The 17,999-nt window shown below is 54.0% G+C and carries 12 protein-coding genes; 4 read left to right on the top strand and 8 right to left on the bottom strand.

Annotated features, from left to right (window positions below; all coding sequences use genetic code 11):
• Nucleotides 1-16: 16 nt before the first annotated feature.
• Nucleotides 17-1,405 carry an argininosuccinate lyase gene (gene argH / locus Pr1d_RS25615; protein WP_148076194.1) on the bottom strand — a complete coding sequence of 463 codons (1,389 nt, stop codon included), beginning with the start codon at nucleotides 1,403-1,405 and terminating at the stop codon, nucleotides 17-19.
• A 339-nt stretch (nucleotides 1,406-1,744) separates the two neighbouring features.
• Between argH and Pr1d_RS25610 the strand changes: the two genes are divergently transcribed.
• A complete protein-coding gene (locus Pr1d_RS25610; protein ID WP_148076193.1) occupies nucleotides 1,745-1,987 on the top strand; it encodes a hypothetical protein in 243 nt (80 codons plus the stop codon).
• Nucleotides 1,988-2,054: 67 nt separating this feature from the next.
• Here Pr1d_RS25610 and Pr1d_RS25605 read toward each other — a convergent pair whose 3' ends face one another.
• The 5 genes from Pr1d_RS25605 to Pr1d_RS25585 all read right to left on the bottom strand — a co-directional run bounded on the left by Pr1d_RS25605 (nucleotide 2,055) and on the right by Pr1d_RS25585 (nucleotide 5,673).
• Nucleotides 2,055-2,486: a TadE/TadG family type IV pilus assembly protein gene (locus Pr1d_RS25605; protein ID WP_148076192.1), complete on the bottom strand. Its 432-nt coding sequence runs from the start codon at nucleotides 2,484-2,486 to the stop codon at nucleotides 2,055-2,057.
• A gap of 19 nt (nucleotides 2,487-2,505) precedes the next feature.
• Nucleotides 2,506-3,645 carry a VWA domain-containing protein gene (locus tag Pr1d_RS25600; protein WP_148076191.1) on the bottom strand — a complete coding sequence of 380 codons (1,140 nt, stop codon included), beginning with the start codon at nucleotides 3,643-3,645 and terminating at the stop codon, nucleotides 2,506-2,508.
• Nucleotides 3,646-3,741: 96 nt separating this feature from the next.
• Nucleotides 3,742-4,155 carry a TadE family protein gene (locus Pr1d_RS25595; RefSeq protein ID WP_148076190.1) on the bottom strand — a complete coding sequence of 138 codons (414 nt, stop codon included), beginning with the start codon at nucleotides 4,153-4,155 and terminating at the stop codon, nucleotides 3,742-3,744.
• 41 nt (nucleotides 4,156-4,196) lie between these two features.
• Nucleotides 4,197-4,652: a methyl-accepting chemotaxis protein gene (locus tag Pr1d_RS25590; RefSeq protein ID WP_148076189.1), complete on the bottom strand. Its 456-nt coding sequence runs from the start codon at nucleotides 4,650-4,652 to the stop codon at nucleotides 4,197-4,199.
• Nucleotides 4,653-4,890: 238 nt separating this feature from the next.
• Nucleotides 4,891-5,673, bottom strand: a complete 783-nt coding sequence (locus Pr1d_RS25585; protein ID WP_148076188.1) for a hypothetical protein — start codon at nucleotides 5,671-5,673, stop codon at nucleotides 4,891-4,893.
• Between the two features lie 435 nt (nucleotides 5,674-6,108).
• Here Pr1d_RS25585 and lnt point away from each other — a divergent pair, with 435 nt between their 5' ends.
• From lnt to Pr1d_RS25570, 3 genes are all read left to right on the top strand, one after another.
• Nucleotides 6,109-7,797, top strand: coding sequence for an apolipoprotein N-acyltransferase (gene lnt / locus Pr1d_RS25580; RefSeq protein WP_148076187.1), 1,689 nt, complete (start codon nucleotides 6,109-6,111; stop codon nucleotides 7,795-7,797).
• Nucleotides 7,798-7,807: 10 nt separating this feature from the next.
• Nucleotides 7,808-9,583: an ABC-F family ATP-binding cassette domain-containing protein gene (locus Pr1d_RS25575; RefSeq protein ID WP_148076186.1), complete on the top strand. Its 1,776-nt coding sequence runs from the start codon at nucleotides 7,808-7,810 to the stop codon at nucleotides 9,581-9,583.
• A gap of 830 nt (nucleotides 9,584-10,413) precedes the next feature.
• Nucleotides 10,414-15,264, top strand: a complete 4,851-nt coding sequence (locus tag Pr1d_RS25570) for a phosphorylase family protein (protein WP_148076185.1) — start codon at nucleotides 10,414-10,416, stop codon at nucleotides 15,262-15,264.
• 1,349 nt (nucleotides 15,265-16,613) lie between these two features.
• On the opposite strand, the gene Pr1d_RS25565 is transcribed toward Pr1d_RS25570, so the two are convergent.
• Together Pr1d_RS25565 and Pr1d_RS25560 are read right to left on the bottom strand one after the other, a co-directional pair.
• Nucleotides 16,614-17,039 (bottom strand): RrF2 family transcriptional regulator, encoded by a 426-nt coding sequence (locus tag Pr1d_RS25565; protein ID WP_148076184.1) that lies wholly within the window; start codon nucleotides 17,037-17,039, stop codon nucleotides 16,614-16,616.
• Nucleotides 17,040-17,137: 98 nt separating this feature from the next.
• On the bottom strand, nucleotides 17,138-17,845 hold the full coding sequence (locus Pr1d_RS25560; protein ID WP_238476740.1) for a phosphoadenylyl-sulfate reductase: 708 nt from the start codon (nucleotides 17,843-17,845) through the stop codon (nucleotides 17,138-17,140).
• Nucleotides 17,846-17,999: the final 154 nt, after the last annotated feature.

Genomic DNA, 17,999 nt, shown 5'->3' with positions numbered 1-17,999 from the left:
CCGTGGCAGATTCCTCTTAGTTGTTTACGCTTCCTAGTCGCTCGCGCCATAAAGCGACTTGCTCCGAAACTCTCTCCGGCGAGGTTGATCCCACGCTTTTAAAGGCCGATATCGCATGTTCCACCCCCAGCACTTCAAAGACTTCTTCATTGAGAGCGGCATGAGCGAGTTGGAATTCGTCGAGCGACAATTTGGCCAGCGGCACGCCTTGCTTCATCGCACTGCCTACCAGCCGACCGATGATTTCGTGCGCCGACCGCTGGGGGACTCCTTCCCCGATGAGAAATTCCATCAGCGTTGTCGCGTCGAGATACCCGTGTTCCAGTCGAGAGGAGATGGCCTCTCGATTCAACTCGGCACCAGCCACGACCGCTGCTGCCAATTCCAGGCACGCACTCACTGTGTCGACAGAATCAAATACTCGCTCTTTGTCTTCCTGCAGGTCGCGGTTGTATGCCAGGGGTAGACCTTTCACAAGCACCAAGAGCGCTTGCAAATTGCCCACCACGCGCGCCGTTTTCCCGCGTGTTAGCTCTAAGACATCGGGATTGATTTTCTGTGGCATGATCGACGAACCGGTGCAATAGGCCTGCGGAACGCGCAGAAAACTAAACTCACATGTCGACCACAGGATCCATTCCTCAGCCCAGGTACTCAGATGCTCGGCGATCAACGTGAGGGCAAACGCGAATTCGATGGCAAAATCCCGATCGCTGGAGCTATCCATGCTATTCGCCACAAGCCCTTCGAAGCCGAGCTTGTCGGCGACCAACTGCCGATCTATGGCAATCGATGTACCTGCCAAGGCAGCAGTACCCAGCGGAAGTTGATTCACTCGGCGACGACAGTCGGCCAGCCGCGCCCGGTCTCGCTCGTACTTCTCGCAGTAGGCAAGCCAGTAGTGGTTGGCCAACACAGGTTGAGCCCGTTGCAAATGAGTGTAACCTGGCAGAATCACTCCTTCGTCCCGAGAACAACGGTCTACGAACGATCGCTGTAGATCGATGAGCAAGATATCAATTTGATCAATCGAGTCACGGATCCAGAGCCGAAAATCGGTCGACACCTGATCGTTGCGACTACGGCCCGTATGGAGTTTGCGACCCACGTCGCCAATCCGCTCCACCAGAGCCCTCTCGATATTCATGTGGACATCTTCAAGATCCTGGCGAAATGGGAATGTGCCCGAGGCAATCTCCGCCCTAATTTCCTCCAGACCGGTCTCAATCAGCTTGACTTCCTCGCGAGTCAGCACACCCACCTCTGAAAGCATCTGAGCATGGGCGATCGAGCCTCGGATATCCTGGGTGTACAATCGGTGGTCGAAGCTCACACTCTCGGTGAACTTCTCTACGCGGGGATCGGTAGCCCCGTCAAATACTCCACCCCAGGGTTTCTGAGACAATTTATTGCTCCCATAAAATATGGCGACAACGTCAGGCGGGATTTGCCGCCTCCACAGATAGTTGAAGACACAAGCAAACGGAACACGCTCGCCAACACCTTTACAGTAAATGGTTTAGGTCGCGAAGTCAATTATCCGAAAGCAGCCAACGCACAAGAATTGAGCAGTGGGATTGTCCCACAAGAGCTGCGAATGCCGGTCGCCCAGGACACTAAGAATCAAGAAATTGTTCGATTATTGGCAAGATCAGCTACACTCAAACGAATCAAACAGTAGCCATCGGGCTTCCAAGAGATTTGCCCAATTCCTCCCGTTCCACCTGCAATCCGGATAACTCTCATGAGCTATATCCAAGAATTCGTAAATCTCCTGCCAATTCCATTCAATTTCGTGCTCTTGCTGCTGCTAATTGTTTTCGGTACCGGAATCATTACGTCCACAATGAAGCAAATTCGCAAGTTCGCCTGTCACCGCCAAGAATTGGATTTTAAGCGTGAAATGATCGACCGCGGCATGAGTGTCGAAGAGGTCGAGCGACTGGTGCAGGCAAGTAGCGAGCAAGGCGGGAACGGAGTTTTTTAGCCGTTTCCTTCATAAAGCCGCGACCGCCGGTCGCGCTCTTTCCCAAACCATTCGCAGGCACGTCCCACTACTGCGGAACTCGCTCTTTTCGCAGCGTGGACTGCACCGTGAGAGACTTGCCGCTGGTGAATTTTGGCGTGATCCAACCGTTTGGATTCAAAGGGATATCGATTCGGACATTGACTTCCGGGATGTCGGGATTCAAGACGGGAGGCGTGATCGTCACCGTCGCCCCGCGAGTTCCCACGACATTGAGAATCGAATTGGCCTTTGCGATTGCCTCGGCCGCTGTGGCGCCTGGAACCATAGCATCTCGAGCAGCCTCATAGGCTGCATTGTCCGCTGTGTGGCGAATCACATTGAGCCGCACGAATTCAACTGACGCCGAGACGACGACAAAGAAAACAGATGCGACGATGGCAAATTCAACCACGGTGGCACCCCGGCGATCGGGAGTGTGCCGTCGGCTTTTTTTCCAAGGGGTTTTCAAATTCTTCATAGGTGTCGTTCTCAAAGAGTTAGTCAGTAATCAGCACAGGAAGTGTAGACGCAATCTCGCGGAAGATCGCTTCCAGCGCTGCCGCGTTCGGGGCATGATAATGCTTGCCGCCGGTGGCATTCGCCACGGCTCGCATGCGAGCAAAATCGGCCTCGTCACTGAATGTGACGGCGTTGATCACGATGTTCTCAGCTGCTGCATCGTTGGCCGCTTGAACTGGTTCTCTTCCCCGATTCTTAATACCGTCCGTCAGCAATACAATCGAGCGTAGTGCGAAGGGTCGGGAACGAGGGCCGGTCAGCACGTCGATCCCATCGTCGATTCCGGCAGCGATATTCGTAAAACCTTTAACCGGTCGACTGCTCAATCGTGCCATTTCGTCTCGAATCGGCTGATAGGTGAATTCCAAGTCAGCATTGATGTCCGACGTGGTGAAGCTGATGCCACATTCTCTTCCGTCGCTGGAGTAGCTCACCAGGGCGCATTGCTCTTGCTGAGGGGTTTGCTCCAGTTCATCCACAAACCCTGCGACGGCTATACTAAGTCCTCCCCAACGGCTCAACGTTGGATGAGGTGGACCACAGTTCGGACCTGGAGTACCACCGCCAACCACATTTCTCATCATCGAACCCGAACGGTCGACCACCAGACAGATATCGCGGTCCAGCTGAGTCGAAGTAGCAGCTACGATGGGCTCAAAAGTATTTACGCCCAGCACTCCTCCCAAGAACAGATCAACAGGTCCTCCCCGAGAGGTCGCCGTACGATTTCCTGTGACGCGTACCGAATTCAAAACCTCTCCACCGGGACTGAAAACGAAACGCGACCCACTGGAAGGTTGACGCGAAAACCCGAACTCAATTTCGCGATTCCGCACTAGCAAGGGTGAATTCGCCACTCTGTTGCGGCGGGCCGCTTTCTTCGCCTCTTGGCGGGCAGTTGGAACGTCCTGCTGCAAGGAAAGCGTTTTCGCCGCTGCGCGCGAAGATGCGTCTGTTGCAGTACGCAACTCCGTCCGCACCAGTTGCATCCAAGCCACATTCAGAGCAAACGCAGCCATGATAATCATGATCGGAAGCGTGATGGCAATCAGCACCAACATCGCACCGGTGCGATGTCCGGTGCATTTCGTTCTGTGGTTGAGGTTCGATAGTTTCATAGTTCGGTTTCCCTGAATAGCGATCGGCAATAGAAAGGATAATCGTCTTGCAAAATGAAAAGCGGTTCGACCAGCGATACCACTTATTCACCCCTATCAAAACTCCTTCATCATCGTGGCCGTTGCGCTGAGATTGCGGCCACGATAGAAGGAGATTGGCACGACGGAGTTGAGCATAGCGGGGGCTGAGACTTCGACTTCTACGTACTCCCCGACATCGACCGAGTCGAGTCTTGACGGAGTTATCGTAACCGTACCTCCCTGGACGCGTCGCTCAGTGAGTATTTGTTGAGCGCTTTGCTCCACCCCGGCGACTGATGCATCGAGCGAAATGGCAGTCCTCGCTCCTTCGTAAGCGGCCACCGTGAGCGATTGTTTCAAGAACACCATCGTACAGGCTTCAATGGTTGACAATACTATCAATACCACGACCGGGAAACAGACGGCAAATTCTGCTGCTGCCACCCCGGATCGTAATGGTCGGTTGTAGTTCCTACGCATGCAACTCATCAAATCTTTCTCCAACGACAGGTATTTCTCTGGTAGATTCGTCAAACTTCTGCAGGAGTCTCTTCGTTGGCATCTCCCTCAATCGAGATGCCATCACTGCGAAGGCGATCGACCATGAGATTGAAATCATCAGCCAGCCCTTGCCAGAAATCCAAGTCGCGGAACTTCACTCGCTTGGGAATATTCCCGTCTGCAATGCTGCGAATCGTACTCCGCAAGCGACAGATTGGTCCGGCAAAACGGTTGCTGAGTTTAATCGTGTCGAAAATAAACACTGGCAGAAGAAACAAAGCCGCAATCAGGAAGGGACCTTGCGTCCACCAGATTTGCCCTAAATGGGCAGAAATCGGTTGAAACGGGTTGCTCAACACCTGTAACACAAATGCAACCACCGAAGCGATAGCAAAGAACCCCACCCAGTGCATAACGAGCCGGCGCACCAGCGCGCCTTGCACCTGAGGATCTACGAAAGTCTTTTTGCGATTGGGTTCTGACATTTTCTTTCACACCTCGAAATAGAAGGTTCGTTCAAGTTGAGACGTAACCAATGATGAACAAGCTTAGGTTACGGTGCAGGGACGCCACATGATCATGTGGCAAAGAGGGTGCAAACTAATGCCGGAGAAGTCTTCAGGTGGATTGCAACCGTCACAATCGTTACGGCAGTTAGATTCCGAGTGGAGCAAGGAGAGTTAAGCCTAGGTAAAGTGATTTTGAACCACCAACCACAAACCACTACCCACCCAAATAATCTCCCACCTGCTGATGAAGCTTCAGCACGGCAGCTTTCACTTCCGAGTAGGGTGCTCTCTGTTCTAAGAGGTTGACCAATTCTTCCCAAAGTGAGGGTGGCAACGTCGAATTCTCGGCAGCCCGGCGAATTGCAGCGACTATCGGATCCAGGTGCTGGCTCTTGGGAGTGTAAACCAAGAGCAGGACGTGCGACTTGATGGCCAACTCAGCCAAAGCGGCATATTCGGGTGAATACCCCTCGGCAAGCGTCTCAGCCAATTGCGAACGACCTGCTTGGATCAAGTAGTCGATGACTGCTGCTTGCAGTTCTTCATCCTCAGGAGTTGGGAACTCAGGCAACTCAATATCAAGCAATTCTGCCGCATAGTTGGCCTGCTCCAGCGAGTCTCCATAGTACTCCTCCTCCAAGCCTTTGGCATAGATCGCAGCCGCATAGCTCCACCTGCTGCTCATCTTCCAAACGGACAAAGCTGTCCGCGAGGGGCGTAGCACTTCTGTCCATTCGAGTTCAGCGGGAGCTGCCTGCAAGTCGTCTTCGACATCGAGTGAATCGACTTCCTCATCGCCAAACGGGTCCTCCATTGACTCCTCCGTGGACTGCTCCGCAGGAGCTTCTGCCAATTCCGGTTCATCAAGCGGGGATGCGACGACAGGCTCGCTCTCGACAACACTCTCCTCCTTTCGGGGTTCTGTTGGCTCTTCGGTGAGAGTCTCCGGTTCTGTGCCGTTGCCAAAGAGTTCGTCGCTTGTTGGTCCCTCGAGCACAGATTCCTCGACTTGCGCAACTTCGACAGTTTCTGGCTTGGTCGACTGGGCAGCCGGCGAATTGCTCGGGGTGTAGTGAATCTCGTCCCAACAACCGCTCAGAGTTAGAATGACGCAACAGAGTAAACTAGATCCAAGCCTGCGGAAAATTTGCGACCAATTACGATTGAAGAAAGGCCCGCGAATCACGCGAATAAACGCGAATAAAGGAAGAAGAGGAGGAATGAAACAGTCAAGAATCAGAACAAGTCGACAACCAGAAGTATCTCGTACTATCCGCGACCATCCGCGTAATTCGCGGGCTACTCTTTCCAGTTTGAGGTTTTTGCAATCTGACTCCATAGCAGTATTGTAGCCCTGACATGCATTTCTTCGTAGCTCACCTGCGAGAACTTCCTCTGTTCAAAACAGGCCTTGATTCGTAGCTTGGGATGGATGAATCCCGCGCCCCATAACTTGAGTAGTCGTGCCGAGCAACTCACCAATCGTCTTTCGACGCTGGGCATGGGGATTATGGGGAGCGTGCTCTGCTGGCTAGCTCTGCCGCCAGTCGGGTGGAGTTGGTTGGCATGGATTGCCCCAGTTCCCTGGCTGCTGTTGATCAAGTCCGATACCCTGCCGGGCCGCCGTCCTTTTCGGATGCTTTGGGTTGCCGGTTTGGTGTACTGGCTGTTGGCAGTCCATTGGATTCGCCTTCCCCACCCGCTGAATTATCTTGCGTGGCTAGCGCTGACAGGTTACTTGGGAATTTACCTCCCGCTGTTCGTTGCTCTCTCCCGCGCCGGGCTGCACCGATTGCATATCCCCCTCGTGATTGTCGCACCGGTCGTGTGGACCGGCCTCGACTACCTCCGAGCGCATCTGATGACGGGTTTCCTCATGGGCTCGCTTTCCCACACGCAGTATCGCACACCCCAAGTGATTCAAGTCGCCGATCTCGTGGGTGAATACGGCGTCACCTTTCTCATGGTCTTCATCGCAGCTTGCGTCACCGAGATCCTCACCAGCTCGACCAGGAAAAAAATGGTCTACGCTGTTTCTGCCCTCGCTCTGGCAACGGCAGTTCTGGCTTATGGTCACCGCAAGCAACTGGATCTCGCCTTCCAAGGCAAGTCGCCAACGAACCAGCACCGCGTCGCACTCATCCAGGGCAACACGCTCGCCGACTGGAAGAGCGATCCCGCCAAGCAGCAATCGATCATGGACGAGTACTGGAAGCTCTCGCTCAATGCCGTAAAAACTTCCCGCGAGCGTGATGGCCGAGATGTCGATCTAGTCGTTTGGCCAGAAACGGCCTTTCGGCAAACGCTGTGGACGACCGCGGACGGCTACCAACCCTCTCCGGATCTGATTCACGAGTCGCTTTTCACTGCTGCCCAGGAGATTTTGACCGAACTCACTAAACAGCTCGGCTGCGACGTGTTGGTAGGAATCGATCGCGTGGAAGTGATGCCTAGCGAGACCGACGAGCTGGCTTATCAAGGATTCAACTCCTCGATACTCGTCGATAACTCCGGCAAGATTCTTTCGACCTACGACAAGATGCACCTCGTCCCCTTCGGCGAATTCATCCCTTTCGCCGATTGGTTCCCCGCGTTGTACAACCTTACCCCCCTGTCAGGAGGTGCTGAGCCGGGCAGGCGTCCCGCAGCCATGACCGTCGGCGAACTCGTCTACTCGCCCAATATCTGTTATGAATCCGCCGTCCCACATCTCATCGGCAGCCAAGTTCGTCATCTCATCGAAAACAATTACGAGCGGCCAGACGTCTTGATCAATCTCACCAACGATGGCTGGTTCTGGGGCTCCAGTGAACTCGACATGCACTTGGCTTGCAGCGTATTCCGCGCCATCGAAATGCGCACCCCCGTTTTGATCGCCGCCAACGGTGGTCTCTCAGCACACATCGACAACTTCGGCCACATCGTCGCCGTCAGCGAGCGCCAGGAGCCGGAATTTCTGCTAGCGGACATAGGGATTCCCCTGGAATCATCGCGCTATCCCAGCTTCTATGCCCGTTGGGGCGACTGGTTCGCGGCGCTCTGTATGGTATGCTGTGTGGTTTTAGCAATTGTCGCCTACCTCAGCAGGGCTACTGTCCAGCCCCCAGTCCCCAGATCCTAGCCCCCTTCCCATGCCCGTCGTCCTCCAACTTCAAAACGCCCACAAGCGCTACGGCCACCAAGAATTGCTCGACGGCACCAGCTGCGCGCTGCCCGACGACGAAAAGGTCGGCCTCATCGGTCGCAATGGTGCCGGCAAGAGTACCCTTTGCCGTGTGCTCTTGGGCGAAGAAGAACTCGACTCCGGCGAAGTCGTCCGCAGCCGCAAACTGCGACTCGGCTACCTGCGGCAACACGACCCGTTTCTCGACGGTGAAACCGTCATCGGCTTTCTCCAGCGTGACAGCGGACAACCGGAATGGCGCTGCGGCGAGATCGCCTGGCAATTTCAGATCCCCGACTCGATGCTCGACCAGCCCGTGCGGCAACTCTCCGGGGGTTGGCAAACCCGCGTGAAACTCGCCGCCCTCTTGCTACACGATCCCAATCTGTTAATTCTCGACGAGCCGACCAACTTTCTCGACCTCCGCACCCAGATGCTACTCGAAGGCTTCTTGCGCAGCTTTCCCGCCGGCTGCTTGGTGGTCTCTCATGATCGCTCGTTTCTCAAACGGACCTGCACCCAGACACTGGAACTCTCCCGCGGGCAGCTCACCATGTTCCCCGGCGACGTGGATTCCTACCTGGAAAACCTCGCCGAACGCCGCGAACACGACCTCCGCGTCAACGCCGCCACGCTCACCAAGCGCAAACAACTCGAAACCTTCATCAACAAAAACCGCGCCAACGCCAACACGGCCAGCCAGGCCCGCAGCAAAGCCAAACAACTCGAGCGACTCGAACTGGTCGAAGTGCAAGGCGAAGAAGCGACTGTGCGGTTCAGTTTCCCCGAGTCCGACGTCCGTCAGGGGACCGCCCTGCGAACCGAACAACTCGCCATCGGCTATCCCGACAACGAAGTCGCCACTGGCGTGCAACTCGAAATCGAACATGGCACCCGCGTCGGTGTGGTGGGCGACAATGGCCAAGGCAAGACAACGTTTTTGCGGACCGTTTGCGGCTCTCTCGATCCGCTGGCCGGTTCGCTCAAGTGGGGCTACGGCTGCCAGGTCGGCGTCTACGCCCAGCATGTTTACACGACGCTCCCCAACAATCAGACCGTCGAAGACTATCTCTACCACCAAGCCGCCCCCGGCACGGTGATGCAGCAGATCAAAGACGTCGCCGGCAGCTTTCTCTTCAGCGGAGAAATGATCGAGAAGAAGATCAACGTACTGAGCGGTGGTGAACGGGCCCGCCTGGTGCTGGCCGGCCTGCTCCTGCAACAACACAATGTGCTGGTCCTCGACGAGCCCGGCAACCACCTCGACGTGGAAACCGTCGAAGCCTTGGCCGACGCCTTGTGCCGCTATCAGGGCACGGTCATCTTCACCAGCCACGACCGTTACTTCATGGAGCGCGTCGCCACTGCCGTCATCGAAGTCCGCGACGGCCGCGTCGCCAGTTACCCAGCGAGCTTCGAGGACTATGTCTACCGAGTCCAAAAAGAACTCGACGCCGGCTTGCGTTCCGAACACGTCGTCCGCGGCAAACCCTCCGACGGCACGACTTCCGGCTCACGCACCCTCGGCGGCAAAGAAGAACGCGAACTCCAAAAACAACTCCGCAGCGTCGAACGAAAAATCGCCAAACTCGACGAGGAGAAGAAAGAGATCAACAACCGCCTGCTAACGATCACCGACGCCGCCGAAGCCCAGAAGGCCCACGATCAACTAACCTCGATCACTGCAGAGCTATCCAAACTCGAAGAAGAATGGCTGGAGATTTCTGGTAGCCTAGAAGTCTAGCGCGTATCCCAGTACCCTCCCTCCGGGAGGGTCGGCCTCTCAGGGCCGGGGAGGGGTTTTGGAATTGGCTCTTAGCCCAAAACAAGCGGTAGCGCAGTTCCGGCAATTCCCAAAAAGCGGTCTTCTTCAACAGCCCCCTCGTCCCGATGCTCCGCGTCGGGACGCTCCCCCCACCGCTCCGCGGCCGCTCGTCCCTTCCGTAATCAGATTTCCCTTTCCACCGCGGACTAGCGCTAGCCACCGCCACTTCCCTTCATCACGCAGCATTCATAAATCTCTTCCACATTTCATACCCCAAAGGGGTTTCATACCGTAGCCCAGGGTTGCCGCCAATTGAGTTCCACGAACCTTGCTGCTACCCTGGGGTACGAAACCCACAAATGCCTCTACCCTGAAAGGGTTGCACAGAGTTCCTGGCCCCTAGATCCACTTTCTCTTTAGAGCTCTTAATTAATTCCCCCCTCTGTGCATAAAAGTGACCGCACCGCGAAACACCTCACGCGGCCAACGGTTAATGCTGATTACCATTTGTCACAATCGAACTCGACATCAGAGTGTCAGACGAGGCGGGATTGAGAACTTCAGCAGGATTCTATGGTCTGACTGACCGAGGCAATTTGGGAGGCAGTGCTGAGATGCATTGAAGTGTCGGGCTGAAGCGAGTTGGGTTGCTAGCACCCATGTGGTTGTTCCGTTAAAATGCAAATCGATTCTAGAAACATCAGAATCAAACGTGCGCTACGATTACCTCATGGTTGTCTACTCGGTAGCAAGATCCCACTAATCCACGAGCGTTGGCGATAGCCCAAGCCAGCTCCAATTGATGAAACATGTCAGACACCATTAACGTCGAAGCCGTAAGAGGTAAAGTCGACTTCGCGGTCATTACGATTAGGCCGGACGAGTACAAAGCCGTCTTGGACCGAGTACCGGACCGGCAAGTCGTGACGCAAGGTCGTTGGTTCTACGAATACGGGAGTATAGAAACTGCCGACAAAAAGCCGGTGAATGTTGCGATAGCAAGAACTCCAGGCCAAGGCCAGGGATCAGCACAGCAGGTCGCTAATAACATGGTCATTGATCTTGAGCCCAAGTGGTTCGTACTAGTAGGAATTGCCGGTGCTTTTCCCAACGACGATTTCTCTTTGGGTGACGTTGTATTGGCCTCGCGCATCGTTGACTTTGCCGTGCAAGCTGCCATTGATGGTGGAACAAGTGAATATGCGACGGGAGGCGGGCCTGTTCACCGTGATGTCCAGAACTTATTGAGTTGGATCCCAAGTCAGGAAAGCACACTTGGAAACTGGAATACCACCAGCAAACTTGGGGCCGAGAAACCCACACTTGAGATTCCCGAAACGGATTCGGACGAGCGGATTTATGGCGAAGACGATCATCGAGACGAAATCTTGAAGTCGATTCGGCGCCACTTCGGGGCTAGGAGACTGCCGAAATTCCATGACGCGTGTTTGGCTACGTCCAACACATTGGTCAAAGACGCCGCACTCGTCGCTCAATTCAAGCAAGTAGCTCGCCACATCGAATATGTGGAAATGGAAGCCGGTGGTGTCTTTTTGGTCTGCCACGATCACCAACTGCCCCTGCTTTGCGTAAGGGGTATCAGTGACATAGTAGGATTCAAACGCGGAGCTGAATGGACCGGGTTTGCGTGCCACACTGCTGCCGCATTCTTCGTTGCAACAGTGAAGAGTTTGCCACTCGATGTTTGGGGACCAACTTTGGAACCGAGGCAACCACTCGAACCGAAAAAACCAGACACGGACGCCACGGTTACACATTCCACAAAGCCTCAGGGGCTCGCAGGCTTGCGAGCTGAAATGCTGCGTATCTCCGACTGGCTACTGCGATATGAGCTAAACGATGAAGAGCGTATTCACCTAAGTGTTGAAGACAATCTTAGTGAGCTCGATCAACACCACAACGTGTCGCTTTTGCTGGGAAAACCCGGAACCGGCAAGACTTGTTTGTTGGCGCGCATTGGAAACAAATTCATCGCGAAGGGACATGCCTTACTCGCGATCAAGGCTGATCTGTTTCCTCACAATAAGTCATTAGACGAATGGGCACGTGACGAGCTAGGTACCGACCTGACCTTTCACGACTTGGTTCAAACGGTATCAGCGCGAGAGCCCGTTGTAGTGTTGGTGGATCAGCTTGACGCATTGGCAAGTACAGTCGATCTGACTTCGTCGAGACTGAATGATCTACTTGTTTTTCTTGCAAGATGTAGCAGACTTCCGAATGTCCACGTTATCAGTTCCTGCAGGAACTTTGATTTTTCTTACGACCCTCGATTTCGGCGGATGAATCCGCGAACCTTTTCGCTTGACCTGCCGACATGGGACGAAGCCAGCGAAAAGCTGCGAGGCGCGGGCATTGACGCGGATCAAATTCAACCAAAGTTAAAGGAACTACTCCGTACGCCACAGCACCTGTCGATGTTCCTGCAATTGAGAGCGGTTTCCGGGGCCCGAACGTTTGAAACTTACTCTGAGATGTTGGGTGAGTTTTGGAATGCCGTCGTGACTACAAAAGAGAAAATGGCATTTGTTAATCAACTGACGAAGAAACTGGTAGACACTGAATCCATTTGGGCTCCGATGGCCGCTATGGAAGGCGATGAGGCGATCGTCACCAAGTTGTGTTCTGCAGGGCTTCTGGAACGCGAGAACAACCAACTCAGGTTCTCGCACCAAACCATTCAAGAGTACGCGGTGGCGAGAATGTTCGCCGAAGCGAATGCCTCATTGTCCGAATTCGTTCTGAAACACCAAGAAACTATATTCAAACGGCCGACGATTTGGGCCGTGTTAACGTATCTTAGGGACAACGCCAAGGAGAAATACGCTTCAGAAGTCGATACAATCCTCACTCATCAACCACGCCCCCATGTAAGGTTTCTACTTGTCGCTTTTTTCTGTCGCCAACCCGATCCGACCGAGCATGAAATCGCCATCATTGGCCACTGGCTGGGCGATGAGGAACTCCGGCTGAAGATTCTCAGTGGCATAAACAACAACCCAGCTTGGTTTGAGGCGCTTAAGGATTCTCATCTGCCTAGCATCATGAGCGATCCTACTACTGAGCAATGGCCACTGCTCTCCGTGCTCATTGACGCGTGGAAATTTGACTGGGACGCTGCCTTCAGACTTATTAAAGAATACTGGTCGAAACACAGCGAATTTGACGGGATGACGTTGCGAGCAATGGAGCATTGCGGCATATGGACGCCCGAAGTCGTTTCGCTTATCGAACGAATAGCTACACGAATCAAGCAAAACCACGGACGCAGCTATCAAGTCGAGACAATAGTCGGAGTTATGTCTGTCGACGCACCGGAGGATGCTGCGCGACTCGCTGCGCGAGTTATTTCCACACCGACCAACGAGCAGCCTGAGTCAAAAAGCCGACACAACAGTCCTTTGGAATCACGTGAAGGATGGTATGACCTAGAAGAAATTGCGAAGGCGGCACCTGCTGTTTTCCTAAATGAGATAACTCCATGGCTAGTGGCAACTGCCGTAGAGTTTCACAACGGATACGAGGGGTCAGCTCTGGCGCACTATGTTGGCAGTTGCTGGTGGTTGGATGATCGAGAGTATCCTCGTGAGTCGCCGATACTGACGGCGATACAAACATGCGTCGATATCGTGTCAAAAGAGAATCCCGAAACTTTCGTGAGCTTGTTTCGGCGACACTGGCAATCGGAAAACGCCATAGTGCATCGCATATTCATTGATGGATTGATGAATGCTGTTAGAACCTGTACCGAAGATGTCTTCGGGTACCTTATGTGTGACGATCGACGATTTACTGTTGGTCAATATGGTGATACGCAGGGATCGCAGTCTGTTCGGCTAATCACTCAACTTTTTCCTCATCTAAAGGAGGGGCATAGTGAACAACTCACCGACAAAATTCGCGGATGGAGCAAATACAAATCAGAAATCGAACCATGCGAATCTCAGCTAGAGTGGGATCGAGAATCTCGCCTCCATCTACTTGACGCAATCCCGCCGGAATTTCGGTCCGATTCACTCGCGCAGTTCATTGAAGGCGAAAAAACTGACTTGCCAAATTGGGATCGGGAACTCATAAGGGGGCATTCCGGATGGGTAAAGACCATTCCGCCAATGGAACAAGGAGAAATGGAAACCGCTGGCGACGATGAATTGGTTGACGCATTCTCTAAGCCAAAACCCGATCGATTTGAGAGGCGTGAAGTGGAAGGTGGATTCGAGGAACAAGGAGGGGGCCCAGCCGCAGCAGATGAGTTATCCAAACTTGCTGAAACCAATCCGTCGAGAGCTGCGGCGATCGTTCGTTTGCTGGTCTCAAAAGGCCTGACGACGCATATCGACCGTACTTTGCGAGGGTTTTCGGCAAGCGAAGATCGTGAACTCGTTTTCTCACTTGTCAAGGAAATCAGCTCCGCGTGCGATGAAGGTGAGGCGTTTCGATCTGCCGCGTCTGACGTTTTGCGGTCACACTGCGATGATGATGGTCTACCTGAGGAAATCATAGTTCTGTTGGAATCATGGCTCGCTAAACCATGGGACACGACCCGTTCGGTCGTTGTCGACGGCGGTAGGAAAGAATGGAAGCCGGAGCAAAGCTTCCTGTGGGCAAATCTAGGTGCAGTAATCATTGACACCGATAATTCTTACTACACGCTCATTGCATTGACACAGAGTCTTCTCAGCAAAAACAATCCTCAGGGTGATCGGTGGATTGGCGCGCTATCCTTCCAGCTCGACAACGAGGTCTCTTACAAGACGTGGCGAATGTTCTGCGACAGTCTTCGTTTCGTTCGAGCTTCGTATTGTTCGGAAGAAATGGGAAAAGCACTGATTTCCAAATTGTATGTGAAATTCCCTCAGCTTGCGTCTGAAACGTCTGGTTGTCGATTGCTCGCAATGCTTGCAAGGTTTCTCGCCCCCGACTTCCTCAACGCGATCTTTGAACGTCTTACTGCGTCGGAGGACGAGTTTGATCAACAGGCTGCGGGTGAACTGATAACCCTTTGCGCTTTGTTGGGCGAGACGTCAGAGTGGGGTGCGCCACTGCTCGATAGACACCTGTTCCAAGGCGAGAGTCCCTCACCAGCTTTCTTGGTTGGAGTCGCACACGCTGCATCAAACTTGTGGGACGACCTAAACAAGCCGAAAGACTGCTCAAGTATCGTCGCGAAAGTAATTAGCTTCGGTAATGAAGAAGCAACGAACGCCATTCAACGGTTATTCTGGAACGAGGTAGCGTTACCTGCTGACGAACAAACGTCCGCTATCTTGCAAAAGCTAACGGAGAAGATTGAAACGGTAAGCGGAGGGTTGGCAGCGGAGGTATTAGGCCAACTTACTGATATTCTTCCTCATTTGAGACCTGAGATTCTGGCCTTTGCGCAGAGATTAGTAGAGACTCGCTTTGATGAACTTCGGCGTCAGGAATTCAACGCCTATGAAGTCGGACCGTATTTGGTCGAGATCGCAATGACTCTTCAACGTTTCGATGATACACGATCAGCGGGTCTAGACCTCTTAGAGACACTCCTAAGTGCCGGTCTTGACGAAGCAAACAAAGCGCTTAAAGACGTTGACGCAGTGGACGAGGTCTCGCCGGAAAGTCCACGCATGCCAAGACGTCGAAGACGGAAAAGATAGAATTCGGTACAATAAGCGACTATCGACTTGACGGACTGCGAGTTTTTTCTGAAGGACAAGTCTACTTCGGTTGCACTTGCCGACGCAAATTTGTTGGGCTACGTATCCTGTCTAAGCGGTAAACGCCGAATTCAGGAATCAACTTCCGAACTCCTGCAAAATCATCGTCCTAAGCTGCATCGTGGTGTGGCCGTTGTTGGTGATGCACTTCCGCTGTATCGCTTCACTTGTCCGCTGCTACGCCGGCAAAACGAAAAAACTAGAAATGCCCATCCCATTGTAGCACGACTCTCCGAGTCGTAACTAAGTGCTTGTCCCAATACCCCTCCCCGGCCCTGAGAGGCCGACCCTCCCGAAGGAGGGTAATAACAAAAACCCTCCCTCGGGAGGGTCGGACGCGGTAGCGGCCGGGGAGGGGCTACGAGTCAAATCAGTTTTGGGATAGGCAATAAGTATTAGATGCGACTCGGAGAGGCGCGCTACAATAGACCCCAGCCCCCTCCGGTCACTCTCGTTCGAGGCTGGCCAATGGTCGCTGCGCGGCTGTTTTTGAGATGGCCCAAAAATAGTTGTGGAAATCTCTCGCGACATCTAGATAATGGGACTTGCGATAAGTGATGGAAACTTACCAGCGCTCGCGGAGTCCCGCGGGTTTGCTCGCGCCAGGTCCGCGCGCTCAGTGAGTTTGACGGTATGGGCGAGCAAGTAGCGGCCAGTTTGGAGGGGTTCTGTTTACAAAACCTCGCCGCACCCGAGGCAACGTGATTCGCGCAAGTCGTGATCGGACAACGAGTTGAAGCCCAGCGGACCGACCGATTGAGAGGGGGTTTTGTTTTGTAGAACAAGTTTGCGACAAAATGTGCAGCGACAAAACCCCACCTGCGGTGCGCAGGAGTGAGATAGAATCATCCAGTTTTCACAGCCCGCTACCAGAATGACCAATGACCAATGTCCACTGACCAATGTCCAACTGACCACTCACCACCAACCACTGACCACTGACAACTGACCTCAGATCTTTGAAAATCGAAAACGTTCTTACCACGCACCGAGTTGCGTCGTGGCTAAAGATCCGCCGGTAGGTACTGGGTCTCCCAGTTGCCACAACCACGGGGCCCAGTCACGATGCGGCCAGATATTTTGTATGACAAAACCATGAGAGAAACACGCAAAAACCACGGGATTCATAGAGCCAGTGGAAATAGTTTTGTATTTTGTAAGAAATAGATTCGTGTTAACCGCGATGCGAAGCCCCAGCGAAGCAGAGCGCGAAAGATCTGCTCCATATACCCCGACCCCGCTTTCTGGCTAACAGCTAACAGCTAACGACTAACAGCTAATAGCTTCACTCAGATATACCACATCGGATCGGCCTCGACGGCGGCGCGGTCCAAGAGATCGGCGAGCGTGATGGCTTCGAGTCGCTGGCGCTGGATAGCGGTCAGCTCGGCGCACACCTCCAGCAGCACGGGGGCCAACGGCGATGCGTTGGCTGCCGAACTGGTGCAGTCGCTGGACCCTTCCACGACTTCCAGCAAATCGGCCAGCGTCACTTCCTGGGGTGACTGGGCAAGTTGATAGCCACCACTCGCCCCGCGGGTGCTGTTCACCAAGCCGGCCCGTTTAAGTTGCTGGAGGATTTGCACCAAGAATTGCGCGGGAATCCCATGGCGCTCGGCAATCAACCGCAGTTGCACCGGTTCGCCCGAGGCATGATGCTGGGCCAACTCCAGCATGGCCAGGCAAGCATATTCAGTTTTAGCGCTGAGGTTCATGGCGGGACAGTTGAGGGTTTAGTGATGAGGGTTGAGAGTCGGAAAAGGGAGCAATCGAGGTTTTCTCTCAACACTAAACCCTCAACACTCAACCATTCTCAGATTCCACTACCTTCGGATTCTTGGATCGTGTGCAGGCCGCATTCGGTTTTGCCGGTGCCGCTCCAACGGCCGGCACGTTCGTCGGTTTCGCCGTCGGTAACAGCCCTGGTGCAGGGCCAGCAACCGACGCTGGGGTAACCCTGGTCGTGCAGCGGATTGTAAGGCACGTCCTCTGCGAGAATGCGATTCCAAACGTCTTTCTTCGTAAAGTTCGCCAGCGGGCTGACCTTCACGAGATTGAACTTTTTATCCCAACCGATGATCGCGGCTTGGGCCCGATCGGCACTTTGGTCGCGGCGGATGCCACTCATCCAGGCGTGTTTGCCTTGGGCGGCTTGGCGCAACACTTTGATCTTGCGATCGAAGCAGCATTGATTGGGGTTCGTCTTGTAGAGCGGCCCGCCGTGCAACGCCTCGTATTCGGGAACCGACAACTCAGGCTGGAGCATGTCGACCTCGATGCCATACTTCTCCGCGATGCGATCTCGCAGGTCGAGCGTCTGCTGAAACTGGTAGCCGGTGTCGAGATTAAAGACATAAGTCTCCGGCGCCACCTTGGCGAGCATCGACAGAATCACACACCCCTCGGGGCCAAACGCGGTGGCCATCGTGAGGTAAGGCGCAAAACGATCGTGAGCCCAGGAGATGATCTCCTCGGGAGAGGCCGACTCCAATCGAGCACTGGCAGCGGCTAGTTCGGCCATGAGCTCGGGGGTCGGTTCCAGTTGCTGTGGCGCATGGGGAGGCCAGGCTTTGGTCGAAGTCTGGAGTTGGTCATGTTTGACAGAAGTCATCGTAGGCATGGCAGGAGATTCCTAGTGGAATGACAATCAAAAACTTGAAGAATCCTGATAGTGA

Source organism: Bythopirellula goksoeyrii (genome assembly GCF_008065115.1).
GTDB classification, from domain to species: Bacteria; Planctomycetota; Planctomycetia; order Pirellulales; family Lacipirellulaceae; genus Bythopirellula; species Bythopirellula goksoeyrii.
The sequence above is the reverse complement of the archived record's forward strand: the minus strand, read 5'-3'. Positions and strand labels throughout refer to the sequence as shown.